Raw genomic sequence first — 13588 nt, forward strand, 5'->3', positions numbered from 1 at the left:
GTCATTCGAATTTTATGGCATAGACCCAGCAATACCCGTTTCCTAGAGTGAAGCCTTCTCCAGCGAACAAGGCCACTCCCATGTCCAAGACCTGGCTCATCACAGGCGCATCGTCCGGCTTCGGCCGCCTCTTGGCGGAGACCGTGCTGGCGCGCGGCGATCGGATCGTCGCCACCGTCCGCAAACCACACGCGCTAGCCGATCTGCAGGCCCGGTATGGCGATGCAGCGACGGTGCTGCAGCTGGACGTGCGCGAGACTGCAGCCGTGCACGCAGCGGTGGCACAGGCATTCGCAGCGCTGGGTCGCATCGATGTGGTGGTCAGCAACGCCGGCTACGGCACGCTGGGCGCGGCCGAGGCCGCCACCGAAGCGCAGGTCCGCGCGGTCATCGACACCAACCTCATCGGCTCCATCGCACTGATCCAGGCCGTGTTGCCGGGGCTGCGCCAGCAGGGCGGCGGGCACGTGGTGCAGGTGTCATCGGAAGGTGGGCAGATCGCCTATCCCGGCTTCAGCCTGTACCACGCCAGCAAGTGGGGCATCGAAGGCTTCGTCGAAGCCGTGCAGCAGGAAGTGGCCGGCTTCGGCATCCACTTCACCCTGGCCGAGCCTGGCCCGGCCCGCACCAATTTCGGCGCCGCGTTGGTACGCACCCACATTCCTGCCGACTACGCCGACACGCCGGTCGGAGCGCTCAGCCGCGCACTGGACGATGGCAGCTGGGTCATCGCTGGCGACCCGCAACGCATGGTGGACGCGATGATCGCCAGCACCGAACACGCCCCGCCACCGCGGCGTCTGGTGATGGGTGCCAGCGCCTACCATTCCATCCGGCAGGCCCTGGGCGCCCGCCTGGCCGAACTCGAGGCGCAACGCGGCATTGCCCTGTCGACCGACAGCCCGCCACCGTGATGCGGCAGACGCAGAAGTGGATGTGGATGTGCGCCTGCGCGACGCCGCATGCAGACACGCGCTGCATGCCGCATCGTGCAATGCGTCGGGTCTGCCGCAGCGCGCGGCAGTAGAGTCGCATCCACGCGCCACGCGCCACGCCCCCAACACCGCACATGCGCTCGCTGCACACCGAGACCAGCAAGTTCCTCAGCGATGTCCTTCGGCATGCGCCGCAGTCCATCGGGCTGACGCTGGATCGCGAAGATGGGCCGACATCGCTGCCCTGATCGCTGCCGCCGCTGCCGCTGGAAGGGCGCGTGACGCAGACCTGATCCGTGCAGTGGTCTCCAGCAACGACAAGCAGCGCGTTGCGCTGTCTGCCGATGGTCGGCAAATCCGCGCAGTCCAAGGCCACTCCACAGCGACCGTCGCTCTGGCGCATGTGGCGCGCATGCCACCGTCGATGCCGTACCCCGGCACCGCGACCGGCTTTCTCGAAGCCATCCTTGTCCAAGGTCTGCAGCCCGGGCAACGCCATCATGTGGATCTGTCCGCTGATCCGCAGACCGCCGCCACGGTCGGCGCACGGCACGGCGCACCTGGCGTGCTACGCGTGCACAGTCTGCAGATGCACGAGGACGGCGATGTTTTTCACCAGGCCGACAACAGCATCTGGCTGACGTCGCGTGTACCACCGAACTACCTGCATCTGGTGGAGTGAGGCAGGCAGCACATCGCGTGCATCCCACCTGCTGCAGCCCCTTCACAAACCCCATGCCGCCGGCCTTGCCAAAATGCCGGCCGCTTGCGCCCGCAGTGGCGGGACATCGGAGTGGGATGCATGACATGGATCATCGTGGCCGCCGTGGCGGTCACCTTGCTGGTGGGGCTGCTGCTGCTCAACTTCGCCACGCCGGAGAAAAAGCTCGAGCACATCCCCAAACACCTGTACGACGTCGCCGATCCGCAATTTAAGCGCGAGATGTCGGTGTTGCTGGGGCCGGCCATCCTGCCCGGCAACAGGATCGACGTGCTCAATAACGGCCGCGAGATCTTTCCAGCCATGCTGGACGCGATCCGCAGCGCGCAGCACACCATCACCTTCGAGACCTATATTTATTGGTCGGGCGAGATCGGCCGCGAGTTCAGCGACGCCTTGTCCGAGCGCGCGCGTGCCGGGGTGGCCGTGCGGGTCACCATCGACTGGGGCGGCAGCCTGAAGATGGACCATGCGCTGGTGGAGACCATGACCGAGGCCGGCGTGGAGGTGCATCGCTACCGCCCCCTGGCCTGGTACAACCTGCACCGCATCAACAACCGGACCCACCGCAAGTTGCTGGTGATCGATGGCCGCATCGGCTTCACCGGTGGGGTCGGCGTGGCCGACCAATGGATGGGCGACGCGCAGGACCCGGACCATTGGCGCGACACCCACTACCGCATCGTGGGCCCGGTGGTGGCGCAGGTGCAGACCGCCTTCAACGACAACTGGATCAAGACCACCGGCCGTGTGGTCAACGGCGCGCAGTATTACCCGGCGCTGGAGTCTGCCGGCGACAGCGATGCGCAGTTGTTCGTGGCCTCGCCGGCCGGCGGCAGCGAAAGCATGCACCTGATGTATCTGATCGCCATCGCCGCCGCACGCCACACCATCGACCTGGCTGCGGCGTATTTCGTACCCGATGCCTTGATCACCCGCTCGCTGCTCGAAGCACGCACGCGCGGCGTGCACATTCGCGTGCTGCTGCCCGGCAAGCATATCGATGCAGTCTCGGTCCGGTTGGCTTCCAAGGCCAGCTGGGAGCCGTTGCTGCAGGCCGGCATCGAGATCCACGAATACCAGCCCACCATGCTGCATACCAAACTGCTGATCATCGACGGCCTGTTGGTCTCGGTGGGCTCCACCAATTTCGACATCCGCTCGTTCCGCCTCAACGACGAGGCCAGCCTGAATGTCTACGACCGCACGCTGGCTGCACGCATGACCGAGGTGTTCGAGCGCGATCTGCAACGTGCCGAGCAATATTCGCTGGAGCGCTGGCGCGCGCGGCCGTTGCGGCAGAAGCTTGGCGAGAAACTGGTGTTTCCGTTCCGCTCGCAGGTGTGAACGCGCAGGGCGGGTGGCGGCGCCTAGAGCGCCGGCCTTGCCAAGTTTGCTTGAAGGCGCAGGTGGCGCAGCCGCCACCACAACCCGCCCACGTGCACCAGCGAATACAGCACCAGTGCCGCAGCAATCCCCAGGGTCAGCGGGCTGGCCTGCGAACCGGCCGCCGCCGCACCGGCAGTGAACGCGCCATCGGCCCAGCGCCAGGCCAGGCGCCCCAGCAGCACCAGCATCAAACCGCCGCCGATCCAGGGATTGGGCGTGTACCAGCCTTGACCATCCACCCATTCGGCATGCGTGTAGCGCAGCGACAGCGCACCCAGGCCGATGCCCACCAGCGTGCCTGCGGCAATACCGAGCCGCACCTGCGGCAAGCCGTACACCGCGAACGTCAGTGCTGCCACGGCGATCAGCAGCACGGCGCTGCGCACCGCCGTGGCCACCGGCTTCCATTGCTGCCGGCCGAAGCTGCGCCGGATGCGCCGGTAGTAGAGGTAGCCGATGGCGGCCATCGAGAGATACGGCGTCAGGGGTGCGATGGCAGCGGCGGGCATGGCGAGTCCTTTGCGAATGAGTGGAGCGACCCGCGCAGAATGAAACCAGCCATGGGCGCGAACAAGGTGCCAAGTGTCACTTTCTGCAGGCGGCAGCACCGCCGGTCGCTGCCCTGCACCGCATGCGGCACGGCTGTACGCCACCCAGACCGCTGCCGCGCAGGCGCTTGCCGCCTGTCCGGTGAACGCCGCGCGCGGACGCCAGCGCCTGCCACACGCGAACAGGAGCGGCGCGGGTAGACTTGCGCAGTGCTCCCCCACCGCCGTGCCATGTCCGCCATCAAGCAAGACGCCCATATGCTGATCGACACGCTGCCCGAGACGGCTGGATGGGGCGAGGTGGTCCGCGTCGTGACCGACGCCAGTTTCCAGGCCGCGGTGCAGGAAGGGATTGCCGCTGCAGATCAGGGCGCGTTGACGGCTCCGGCACAGGTGAGCGCACTGTTCGCCAGATGGGGCGTTGATGTTACGGCGTGACTGGACCGTCCCGGCCGCCACGCAGCTTGCACACGCCCAGGATCACTACCACGCGCTCAACCCGACCGCCGCTGCCGCGATGGCGCGGCAGGTGCTGGAAGCCACCCGCACGCTGGCCGAGCAACCTGGCCGTGGCCGCGCTGGCCGCGTGCCCGGCACCCGCGAATGGGTGGTCAAGCAAACCCCGTATGTGCTGGTCTACCGCGTGCGCGACGGCGCCCTGCAGGTGTTGCACATCCATCTGGAAGCCGGCGACTGGCTGCCACGCACCGAGCCGCTGATCGAACGCATCGAACCGTGGATTGCCGCGCTGATCAGCGCACTGCTGCACGTGCTGATGTTGCTGATCCTGCTGTCGGCCTCCACCCCCACCATGACCACGCCGCAGGGCTCGGCCAGCGGTGGACGCATCAAGGTGGATTTCGTCGGCGACACCTCCCAGCCCGATGAGCCGGTGCCCTCGCCTACCCCGGTGCCACCGACACCCACGCCCGTGCAGCCGCCACCGGCTGCCTCGCCGGTACGGTCCACGCTGGTGCGGCAAGCCAAAAATCCGGTGCCGCCGCAGGGCGATACCGCGCAAGGCAGCCTGGCCGAACGCCGCCAGCCGCGTCGCCAGCAACGGCCCACGCCGCCGCAACCGCCCGCCCCCCCGGCGGCATCCGCCCAGCGCCGCCCGGACACCTGGACCGGCCGCCCGCCGGGCATGCTCGACGAACCCGCCGACGGCGCCGAAGACGGCATGGCCAACACCCCCACCATCAACCAGGGCCGCCGCAACGACCGCAACAACGCCCAGCCCAGCCTGGATATCGGCGGCTTCCAGGTCTATTACGACGTGCGCAGCGAAACCCAGCTACGCGCATGGAAAGAACAAGGCATGCAGGAAATCGCCATCATCCTGCCCGGCACCCAGCAACGCATGATCTGCCCGCTGGATGTCGCGCTCAAACGCGGCTCCAGCAAATGCCGCCTGCTGCCACCGGATTCGCCCGAGCTGAAGTCCATCGGCGACGCGCGCGAGGTCATCAACATGATGGAGGTCTACCGCCAGGGCGAACCGGTCTGGCGTGGGCCGGGGCCGTATCGCTGAGGGGTGGTTGCCCGCCAGACATTGCGGCAGGCGGCCACGCCGCTTGCTCGGATATGGCGTCCCGAACAACGCCACCCGCTCGGCCCATCGCCAGCGCCCTGTGCTGAGCACATCCTGCTCTGTGACGCCGCCGCGCAGAGGTTGGCCGAACGCGCTGAAGCCCTGGTCGGCTGGCCCGTACGGCGGCGACTGGGATGCTGCAACATCAACGCCCCTGGTCCTTTCCAAGCTGGCTGCTCAAGGCTCCCTTGAAGGGCGCCGGATCGCTGGTGACCAGGCAGTTGTAGCGCTTGTCGCTGTTGAGCACGAGCACGGACGACTTGGGCCCCTTGAAATTCAGACCGATCGAGAACAGCACATAGGTATTGGGCAGTGCGCTCGGCCGGAACGCACCAAACGCATACTCGCCAGACAACCCCAACGGCGACAGCGGCACCGTGAGCATCAGCGGCTGCGTGGCAACAGGCGATGGCAGCGACGCCGAAGCGCTCATCATCTTCGACTGCACATCGATGGAATAGGTGGTGGTGACGAGCGTGTGCAGAATTTTGTGTAACCGTGGTTTGGGTTACCGCTGAGGAAGTCGCCCCTCGAACTGGATCGTAAAGCGGTTCAGCGCAGCCTTCCAGTCGCGGATCGGCAGCGTCCATTTCTTGGTGATGTTGCGCAGAGCCAGGTAGAACAGTTTCATCAAGGCTTCGTCGCTGGGGAACGCGCCGCGGTTCTTGGTCAGCTTGCGCAGGCTCATGTTGACCGACTCGATGGCGTTGGTCGTATAGATCACCTTGGGCGTGTCCTAGATTTTGTGTAACCGGGCCACAGGCAGGAGACTGCCACCTAACCCGGAGACACCATGAGCCCACGCACACATGAGGTACCCGACGAGCTGCTTAGCAGCCTGTTGGTCAACTACACCAAACCCGAGGATCTGATCGGCGAGAACGGCCTGCTCAAGCAGCTGACCAAGCGGTTGGTGGAGCGGGCGCTGGACGCGGAGATGACCGAACACCTCGGTCATGACAAGCATGAGCCGGTCGCCAACGCGGCCGGCAACACGCGCAACGGACGCAGCCGCAAGACGCTCAAGGGCGAGTTCGGCGAGCTGCCGATCGAGATTCCGCGTGATCGCCACGGCAGCTTCGCGCCACAGCTGATCCCCAAGCACCAGACCCGCTGGGCCGGCTTCGATGACAAGATCTTGTCGTTGTACGCGCGCGGCATGACCGTGCGCGAGATCCAGTCGCACCTGGAGGAGATGTACGGCACCGAGGTGTCGCCGAGTCTGATTTCCTCAGTCACCGATGCGGTCGTCGAGGAGGTCAAGGCGTGGCAGGCGCGGCCACTGGATCCGGTCTATCCGATCGTCTATCTGGACTGCATCCACGTCAAAGTGCGCGAGGGCGCGGTGCGGGTCAAGGCGGTGTACCTGGCCATCGGCATCACCATGGGCGGCGAGAAGGAAGTGCTGGGCCTATGGCTGGCGCAGGCCGAGGGTGCCAAGTTTTGGCTGCAAGTCGTGACGGAGCTACGCAACCGCGGGGTGCAGGACATCTTCATTGCCTGCGTCGATGGCCTGAAGGGGTTTCCCGAGGCGATCGAGGCGGTGTTCCCGCAGACCACCGTGCAGCTGTGCATCGTGCACATGGTGCGGCACAGCCTGAACTACGTCTCGTGGAAACGCCGCGCCGAGGTTGCCGCCGATCTCAAGCGCATTTACGCCTGCGCCACCGTCGAGGAGGCCGAGCAGGCACTGACCGAGTTCGAGGCCAAGTGGGACGCCCAGTACCCGCCCATCAGCCAGTCATGGCGGCGCAATTGGTCACGACTGATCCCGTTCTTCGACTACCCACCGGAGATCCGCAAGGTGATCTATACGACCAACGCCATCGAGTCGGTCAACATGAGCCTGCGCAAGCTGACCAAGAACCGCGGCGCGTTCCCCAGCGACGAAGCCTTGATGAAACTGTTCTACCTGGCTCTGCGCAACATCACCAAGAAATGGACGCTGCCGATCCGCGACTGGAAGGCTGCGCTGAACCGCTTTACGATCCAGTTCGAGGGGCGACTTCCTCAGCGGTAACCCAAACCACGGTTACACAAAATTCTGCACACGCTCATCACCTTGCGGATCTCCGGTGGGTAGTCGAAGAACGGGATCAGTCGTGACCAATTGCGCCGCCATGACTGGCTGATGGGCGGGTACTGGGCGTCCCACTTGGCCTCGAACTCGGTCAGTGCCTGCTCGGCCTCCTCGACGGTGGCGCAGGCGTAAATGCGCTTGAGATCGGCGGCAACCTCGGCGCGGCGTTTCCACGAGACGTAGTTCAGGCTGTGCCGCACCATGTGCACGATGCACAGCTGCACGGTGGTCTGCGGGAACACCGCCTCGATCGCCTCGGGAAACCCCTTCAGGCCATCGACGCAGGCAATGAAGATGTCCTGCACCCCGCGGTTGCGTAGCTCCGTCACGACTTGCAGCCAAAACTTGGCACCCTCGGCCTGCGCCAGCCATAGGCCCAGCACTTCCTTCTCGCCGCCCATGGTGATGCCGATGGCCAGGTACACCGCCTTGACCCGCACCGCGCCCTCGCGCACTTTGACGTGGATGCAGTCCAGATAGACGATCGGATAGACCGGATCCAGTGGCCGCGCCTGCCACGCCTTGACCTCCTCGACGACCGCATCGGTGACTGAGGAAATCAGACTCGGCGACACCTCGGTGCCGTACATCTCCTCCAGGTGCGACTGGATCTCGCGCACGGTCATGCCGCGCGCGTACAACGACAAGATCTTGTCATCGAAGCCGGCCCAGCGGGTCTGGTGCTTGGGGATCAGCTGTGGCGCGAAGCTGCCGTGGCGATCACGCGGAATCTCGATCGGCAGCTCGCCGAACTCGCCCTTGAGCGTCTTGCGGCTGCGTCCGTTGCGCGTGTTGCCGGCCGCGTTGGCGACCGGCTCATGCTTGTCATGACCGAGGTGTTCGGTCATCTCCGCGTCCAGCGCCCGCTCCACCAACCGCTTGGTCAGCTGCTTGAGCAGGCCGTTCTCGCCGATCAGATCCTCGGGTTTGGTGTAGTTGACCAACAGGCTGCTAAGCAGCTCGTCGGGTACCTCATGTGTGCGTGGGCTCATGGTGTCTCCGGGTTAGGTGGCAGTCTCCTGCCTGTGGCCCGGTTACACAAAATCTAGGACACGCCCGTTCGCCACTCTACCAGTAGACAAGCGTCCATAGGTCGCTTTCTACCGGGTCGCAGCGATGCATGAACTTCTAACTACAAATATCGCCATATAACTTATCTGACGCCTGTCTGCTGCTTGCCTATCGATGTCTTGAGCTCCACTCGCAAATTCGACGTGACCTGGATATCCGGTTGCCTCGGCAGTTCAGACAGTCGATCTAACTGCATGGTATCTGTGCTGTATCAGCTGCGCTGAGCTAGTCCGCCCTCACCACAAACGCCTTGAACACATGCAACTCTAGCCACTTGCGCCGCAAGCGACCCCAACCTGAGCGCGTAAAATACCTGGATCGGATGCGCTAACCTCATCTCGCCCACAGCGCGCGCAGCTCCCCAGAAACTGGCTACAGTCCGCACAGGGCCACCAAGCCCACCCCACCCATCCGCTTTCAAGGATCTGCATGTCCCTGCATCGTCTTGCCCCGCGCCTGGGCCTGGCCGTTGGCCTGCTGTGCGCCTGTGCCGTACACGCCGCCGAGCCGGCGCCGGCGCATCGTCTGCTGCGCGTCACCCTGGGCGGGGCGACCGACCAGGCCACGTCCGGGCGCCTGTTGGTGTTCGCCACCCTGGCCAAGGATGCCCAGGCGCAGGCCAAACAAAGCGGGAAAGACGGCAAGGTGGAGGAGGTGAATATGAATCCCTTCCGCCCCACCGCAGTGGCGGTGGCCGCGCAGGACGTCACCGCGCTGGCACCCGGCGGCAGCGTCCAGATCGATCTGGACAATATCGCCTTCCCGCGCGGGTTTTCTGCGCTGCCGGCCGGCGATTATCTGTTTCAGGCCGTGCTCGACCCGGATGGCAGCTATGGCTACAGCGGCCGCGATGGCGGCGATCTGCTGAGCGAGGTCACCGCCGTGACATTGGCCAAGGGCAAGCCGCTGCCGGCGCTGACCTTGAGCAAGCAGGTGCCGGTCTCGGATGATCCGTGGCAGGTGTCGCCACGTGCGCCGCAGGCGGTGCGCGATGCGGTGCCCGACGCCAAGCTGCATAGCGCCGATGCCTCGATGGTGAGCACCTCGCTCAGCACGTTCTGGGGCCGGCCGGTTTCACTGCGCGCCCGCGTACTGACGCCGCCCGGCTACAACCCCAAGGCCGCCACGCGCTATCCCACCGTGTATGTCACACATGGCTTCGGCGGTAACTACAACCGCTTCGCCGGCAGCATTGCATCCACCTGGAGCCTGATGGCGGCCAGGCAGATGCCGCCGATGATCTGGGTCTTCCTGGATCAATCCACGCCGACCGGTACCCACGAGTTCGCCGATTCGGTCAACAACGGCCCGTGGGGCACTGCGCTCACCGAAGAGTTGATTCCGGCGCTCGAGCGCCAGTACAAGATGGACGGCAAGGCCAGCGGCCGCTTCTTGAACGGGCATTCGTCCGGCGGCTGGGCCACGCTGTGGTTGCAGACGCGCTACCCCAAATTATTTGGCGGCACTTGGTCTACCTCGCCGGATTCCAGCGATTTCCGCGACTTCACCGGCCCGGACTTGTACGCGCCCAATGCCAATGTCTACCGCAGCGCCGATGGCAGCCAGTTTCCGCTGATCCGCGACCACGGCAAGGTGCTGGCCGATCTGGAAACCTTCGCCAAGCTCGAACGCGTGCTCGGCCCGTACGGCGGGCAGCTCACCTCGTTCGAGTGGGTCTTTTCGCCGCGCGGCGCCGACGGCCGCCCGCTGCCGATGTTCGACCGCGACACCGGCAAGGTGGACCCGGCCGTGGTGGCCTACTGGCGTACCCACTACGACATTTCCGCGCGCGTGGCCGCGCAATGGCCCACGCTCAAGCCGGACCTGGACGGCAAGATCCATCTGATCGTCGGCACCGCCGATACCTTCTACCTGGATGGCGCGGCGCATCAATTCCAGGCGGTGCTGGATGGCCTGGGCGCCAGGAGCGATTTCCGCTATCTGGAAGGCCGCACCCACTTCGATCTCTACACCGAGGGCGACGACAACGACGCACTGATGAAGAAGATTGCCGCAGAGATGTACGCAGTGGCGCGACCGAAACGGTGAGCGGCTGAGATCACCGCGTTGCACGCGGCGCTACGCGCGTGCAACGCCTGCCGCAACCGCACCGCGCCTGCCAGATCGCATGCGCGGCATTGCCGGTCGTGCATCAGGCAGAGCGCGGCAATTCCCATTCCACCTGCTGGCGCAGCACCAGCAGCAGCACCTGGATGCGCCCGCCACGCACCATCGCTGCAGGCGTCTGGCCGTCGAGGGCATTCATGGGTTGGCGAAACCAGCGGATCAGCCCCTCATTACTGCCACCATTCAAGGCCCATGCGTGGCAGACGATTTCGCCCAGGTTTTCGATGCCGGCAGTGCCAAGCAACTTGAGGTGTTCAGGGGTGAACGCAAACATCGACAGCACCAGCTCAGCGTCGGCCGCCTTGCCGTGGTCCACCTGCATCCGCTCGCTGTGTGCGGTGCTGTAGAGCGCGCCCTGCGCACGAAAATCTTCGGCGCGCCGCATGCCGGTAAGCACTGCTGCGATGAGGTCGGCGCGTTCCATGGGGTGTCCAGCTGAGTACGTGCGCGCACGCTAACCGGGCCGCTGCTGCCGCTCAATCGGGAGACTCCTGACAGCTGCCAGGCGCGTCAGCGGCCGTTGCGTTATGCAGCGCGGCGCGGCGGCCCGGCATGGAATGCACGCGCAGGGCCAGGGATCGCCTGCACGGCGTCGCCCCCACCCGCCTTCTCGGCGCTTAACGCAGGGGTTGCTAGCATCCGGGCGCGTCACTGGCAGCAGCCTGCACGTGAATGGCTGCAGTGTTGGAGTCTCGCCTCATGAGGAGTTGTCAGATGCCCTGGAAATCCACCCTCACCATGCTTGCCCTGTCCACCGCCGCGCTGCCGGCGCTTGCGCAGTCCGACCGCCAGGTGGTCGAAGACATGCTCACCCGCTCGGCCAATGTCTGCCCGGGCCACAACACCGAACGCACCACGCCCACCGTCAAGGCCGTCCCGTCGGCGCGCTGCGCGTGATGCTGGAACGCGGCCTGGTGATGTGCCCCGACCGCCGCCTGGACGCCGCAGCACCGGCCGTGTTCTACGGCCGCCTGGGCGTGTTCGCCTGGAACCCGGAAGTGAAAGCCGGATCCACGGTCATCGCCAAACAGATCGACCGCATGACCCGCAAGGACGAATACCCCGCCGACACCCTGGTGTGGGACGCCAAGGGCAGCGCGCTCACGCAGCAGACCGTGCCGATGTTCGAGCCCCGACCGGGTGCGGCGGTGTTGTACAAGGTGCGTTGAGGCGTGCCGAAGCGGGTTTCAGCCACGCGTCGATGACGACCGCGGCACCTGGCGCGGCACAGCGATGCGCCTGCGCCAGGGCCTGGTCAGTGCCCGGCGGGTTGCCGCCACGTGGATCAGCACCGGCACCGCCCAGCTCGCCCAGAGCAGCGCGGCGATCGTGCCGGGCGAAGGCACCACCCCGGCCCCAACTGCTGCATAGAGCGCGATGCGAAACACCACCGGCGCCAGCGTCACCAGATATGCCCGCACCATCCAGCGCCGGTGCCGATCGAGCTGCCCGCGGCCGATGGCCAGCAGGCCGACACATGCCACCGCCGCCCATGCCACTTCCGTCGCTGCGAAGGCGACGCGGATCGTCGTCGGCGCGGGCGAGGTAGCAATCAGCCCAGTGGCGCCGAGCATGGCCACCAGCATGCCGGCGACATACGCCCGCCCAGTCCAGCGATGTACCCACGCCTGTCTGCGCCAGCGTTGCGTGGCGAACTGCAACGTGCCAAGCGCAATGCCCGCCGCACCACCGCCGAGGTGGCACCACAACCAACCGCGGCGGGTCAGAAACATGCCATAGGCCGGCGAATCCAGTGCGGCATATTTCAGATACACGTGCCGCACGAACTCACCGGCGAGCACGGCCAGCGCAAGCCAGAGCAGCGCCCACAACAAGCTGGTCGATCGCCGGTGACGGGAGACCGCAACACCATCGCGCATCGGATCGACGTGCATGTCCCGCTCCTTCGGTCAGCCCGTGGCAGAGTGCATCGGCCCCACCGTTGCGATGAAGTGCCTCGGCTCACCGGTCAGCGGGTCATCGAACGCCAATGTACGCGCGAACAGCTGTAGTGGGCGTTCCGGGTCGTCGGGCCGCTGGGCTTCCAGGGCGGGATAAAACCGGTCGTGCAGGATCGGCGCGCCCAGCGCGGCCATGTGCACACGCAACTGATGCTTGCGCCCGGTCACCGGTTCCAGCCGATACGTCCAGGTGTCTGCGTTGCGTGCGACCACCTCGATCACCGTTTCGCTGTTCGGTTCGCCCACGCCCTCGCGCATGCGGAAGAACGGCTCGCCCGGCTCCAGTCGGCTGCGGTGCACATACGGAAACCTCAGCTGTGGGAGCGGTGCTGCCACCGCCAGGTAATGCTTGCGGATGCGCCGCTCGCGAAACGAGGCCTGATAGATCCCACGCGTGGCAGGGTTGGCCGAGAACAGCACCAGCCCCGCGGTTTCGCGATCGATGCGGTGCAACGGTACGAGCGCCGGATTGTCCAGCCGCCGCACCAGTCGCGTCAGCAACGTCTCGCGCACGTACGCACCGGCCGGTGCGACCGGCAAGAAGTGTGGCTTGCAGGCCACCACCAGCTGCGCGTCGGCATATACCACTGTCTCGATAGACGGAATCACCGGCTCATCGGCGACCTCGCGGAAATAGCGGATCTCTGCACCCAGCCGATACGGCGCTGATAGCGCCAGGGCCTGGTCATCGGCATCGCGCACCAGACCACGCTCAAACCGATTGCGCCAACGCTCGGCCGTGATCGCCGGAAAACATGCGCACAGCGCATCGAAGACCGAGCCCCACGGACCGGCAGGCAGCTGGAAGCGGCTGGCCGGCGTGCCATCGTGGGTGCGGTGTGCATCGGGCATTGCCGAGATCGCGACAGGATCGAGAGTGCAGCATGGTAACGCGCGATGCGGCAACGCATTGCATACAGCGGGCGATTGCATGCAGCACTGCAGCATCGGTTGATCGCTGCAGTGCCCGGCTTCCGCATGCGCGAAGCGATGTGCGCCGGCGCGATGGCGCCGCATCGACGTGGTGTTCTGGAACTTAGGTTGGCATCGCGATGCGTGTAATCGCGCACCATGCCACGCCTCGGGAGCGACGCTTCGGCTTGCAACACATCTGTCATCACCCGTTGACGTTGCGTGCAGGCAATGGGCGCCCTTCGATCCATTT

At 65.7% G+C, this 13588-nt stretch carries 10 protein-coding genes and 5 pseudogenes; 8 read left to right on the forward strand and 7 right to left on the reverse strand.

The annotated features are described in order from the left end of the window. The first annotated feature begins 80 nt into the window (after nt 1-80). The 3 genes and pseudogenes from ACCQ00_RS21140 to ACCQ00_RS21150 all read left to right on the forward strand — a co-directional run bounded on the left by ACCQ00_RS21140 (nt 81) and on the right by ACCQ00_RS21150 (nt 3003). Nucleotides 81-914, forward strand: coding sequence for an SDR family oxidoreductase (locus tag ACCQ00_RS21140; RefSeq protein ID WP_022560437.1), 834 nt, complete (start codon nt 81-83; stop codon nt 912-914). A 155-nt stretch (nt 915-1069) separates the two neighbouring features. Then, nucleotides 1070-1617, forward strand: a pseudogene (locus ACCQ00_RS21145) (RNA 2'-phosphotransferase). Between the two features lie 120 nt (nt 1618-1737). Continuing rightward, complete coding sequence (locus ACCQ00_RS21150) at nt 1738-3003, forward strand: phospholipase D-like domain-containing protein (protein ID WP_022560439.1); 1266 nt, start codon at nt 1738-1740, stop codon at nt 3001-3003. A gap of 23 nt (nt 3004-3026) precedes the next feature. Here the strand turns inward: ACCQ00_RS21150 and ACCQ00_RS21155 are convergent, their stop codons facing one another. Beyond that, nucleotides 3027-3554 carry a CcdC protein domain-containing protein gene (locus ACCQ00_RS21155; RefSeq protein ID WP_007964984.1) on the reverse strand — a complete coding sequence of 176 codons (528 nt, stop codon included), beginning with the start codon at nt 3552-3554 and terminating at the stop codon, nt 3027-3029. Nucleotides 3555-3824: 270 nt separating this feature from the next. Between ACCQ00_RS21155 and ACCQ00_RS21160 the strand changes: the two genes are divergently transcribed. Together ACCQ00_RS21160 and ACCQ00_RS21165 are read left to right on the forward strand one after the other, a co-directional pair. Then, nucleotides 3825-4031 (forward strand): hypothetical protein, encoded by a 207-nt coding sequence (locus ACCQ00_RS21160; RefSeq protein WP_022560440.1) that lies wholly within the window; start codon nt 3825-3827, stop codon nt 4029-4031. Then, nucleotides 4018-5124 carry a type II toxin-antitoxin system RelE/ParE family toxin gene (locus ACCQ00_RS21165; RefSeq protein ID WP_022560441.1) on the forward strand — a complete coding sequence of 369 codons (1107 nt, stop codon included), beginning with the start codon at nt 4018-4020 and terminating at the stop codon, nt 5122-5124. The genes ACCQ00_RS21160 and ACCQ00_RS21165 overlap by 14 nt, the downstream gene beginning before the upstream one ends. A 205-nt stretch (nt 5125-5329) precedes the next feature. Here the strand turns inward: ACCQ00_RS21165 and ACCQ00_RS21170 are convergent. Further along, a pseudogene (locus tag ACCQ00_RS21170) lies at nt 5330-5662 on the reverse strand (hypothetical protein); the annotation flags it as partial. A gap of 30 nt (nt 5663-5692) precedes the next feature. Then, nucleotides 5693-5911: pseudogene (locus ACCQ00_RS21175) on the reverse strand (transposase); the annotation flags it as partial. Nucleotides 5912-5977: 66 nt separating this feature from the next. Here ACCQ00_RS21175 and ACCQ00_RS21180 point away from each other — a divergent pair. Then, complete coding sequence (locus tag ACCQ00_RS21180) at nt 5978-7204, forward strand: IS256-like element ISXax1 family transposase (RefSeq protein WP_011345585.1); 1227 nt, start codon at nt 5978-5980, stop codon at nt 7202-7204. Nucleotides 7205-7209: 5 nt separating this feature from the next. Here the strand turns inward: ACCQ00_RS21180 and ACCQ00_RS21185 are convergent. Next, a pseudogene (locus ACCQ00_RS21185) lies at nt 7210-8256 on the reverse strand (IS256 family transposase); the annotation flags it as partial. A 508-nt stretch (nt 8257-8764) separates the two neighbouring features. On the opposite strand from ACCQ00_RS21185, the gene ACCQ00_RS21190 reads away from it, so the two are divergent. After that, nucleotides 8765-10384, forward strand: coding sequence for an alpha/beta hydrolase (locus ACCQ00_RS21190; protein WP_022560442.1), 1620 nt, complete (start codon nt 8765-8767; stop codon nt 10382-10384). A 103-nt stretch (nt 10385-10487) separates the two neighbouring features. Here the strand turns inward: ACCQ00_RS21190 and ACCQ00_RS21195 are convergent, their stop codons facing one another. After that, nucleotides 10488-10886 (reverse strand): antitoxin Xre/MbcA/ParS toxin-binding domain-containing protein, encoded by a 399-nt coding sequence (locus tag ACCQ00_RS21195; RefSeq protein WP_022560443.1) that lies wholly within the window; start codon nt 10884-10886, stop codon nt 10488-10490. 314 nt (nt 10887-11200) lie between these two features. On the opposite strand from ACCQ00_RS21195, the pseudogene ACCQ00_RS21200 reads away from it, so the two are divergent. Then, nucleotides 11201-11631, forward strand: a pseudogene (locus ACCQ00_RS21200) (hypothetical protein). Between the two features lie 18 nt (nt 11632-11649). On the opposite strand, the gene ACCQ00_RS21205 reads toward ACCQ00_RS21200, so the two are convergent. Both ACCQ00_RS21205 and ACCQ00_RS21210 read right to left on the reverse strand, forming a co-directional pair. Further along, nucleotides 11650-12342 carry a DUF2306 domain-containing protein gene (locus ACCQ00_RS21205; RefSeq protein ID WP_046121223.1) on the reverse strand — a complete coding sequence of 231 codons (693 nt, stop codon included), beginning with the start codon at nt 12340-12342 and terminating at the stop codon, nt 11650-11652. Between the two features lie 30 nt (nt 12343-12372). After that, nucleotides 12373-13440, reverse strand: a complete 1068-nt coding sequence (locus ACCQ00_RS21210) for an RluA family pseudouridine synthase (RefSeq protein WP_174888085.1) — start codon at nt 13438-13440, stop codon at nt 12373-12375. Between the last annotated feature and the right edge of the window lie 148 nt (nt 13441-13588).

The sequence above is a fragment of the Xanthomonas sp. NCPPB 3761 genome, from assembly GCF_041475705.2.
Classification (GTDB): Bacteria; Pseudomonadota; Gammaproteobacteria; order Xanthomonadales; family Xanthomonadaceae; genus Xanthomonas; species Xanthomonas phaseoli.

Excerpts from the sequence above, each read along its gene's own strand:
- ACCQ00_RS21140 (WP_022560437.1), top strand. The coding sequence starts at position 81 with ATGTCCAAGACCTGGCTCATCACAGGCGCATCGTCCGGCTTCGGCCGC.
- ACCQ00_RS21150 (WP_022560439.1), top strand. The coding sequence starts at position 1,738 with ATGACATGGATCATCGTGGCCGCCGTGGCGGTCACCTTGCTGGTGGGG.
- ACCQ00_RS21155 (WP_007964984.1), bottom strand. The coding sequence starts at position 3,554 with ATGCCCGCCGCTGCCATCGCACCCCTGACGCCGTATCTCTCGATGGCC.
- ACCQ00_RS21160 (WP_022560440.1), top strand. The coding sequence starts at position 3,825 with ATGTCCGCCATCAAGCAAGACGCCCATATGCTGATCGACACGCTGCCC.
- ACCQ00_RS21165 (WP_022560441.1), top strand. The coding sequence starts at position 4,018 with ATGTTACGGCGTGACTGGACCGTCCCGGCCGCCACGCAGCTTGCACAC.
- ACCQ00_RS21180 (WP_011345585.1), top strand. The coding sequence starts at position 5,978 with ATGAGCCCACGCACACATGAGGTACCCGACGAGCTGCTTAGCAGCCTG.
- ACCQ00_RS21190 (WP_022560442.1), top strand. The coding sequence starts at position 8,765 with ATGTCCCTGCATCGTCTTGCCCCGCGCCTGGGCCTGGCCGTTGGCCTG.
- ACCQ00_RS21195 (WP_022560443.1), bottom strand. The coding sequence starts at position 10,886 with ATGGAACGCGCCGACCTCATCGCAGCAGTGCTTACCGGCATGCGGCGC.
- ACCQ00_RS21205 (WP_046121223.1), bottom strand. The coding sequence starts at position 12,342 with ATGCGCGATGGTGTTGCGGTCTCCCGTCACCGGCGATCGACCAGCTTG.
- ACCQ00_RS21210 (WP_174888085.1), bottom strand. The coding sequence starts at position 13,440 with ATGCGGCGCCATCGCGCCGGCGCACATCGCTTCGCGCATGCGGAAGCC.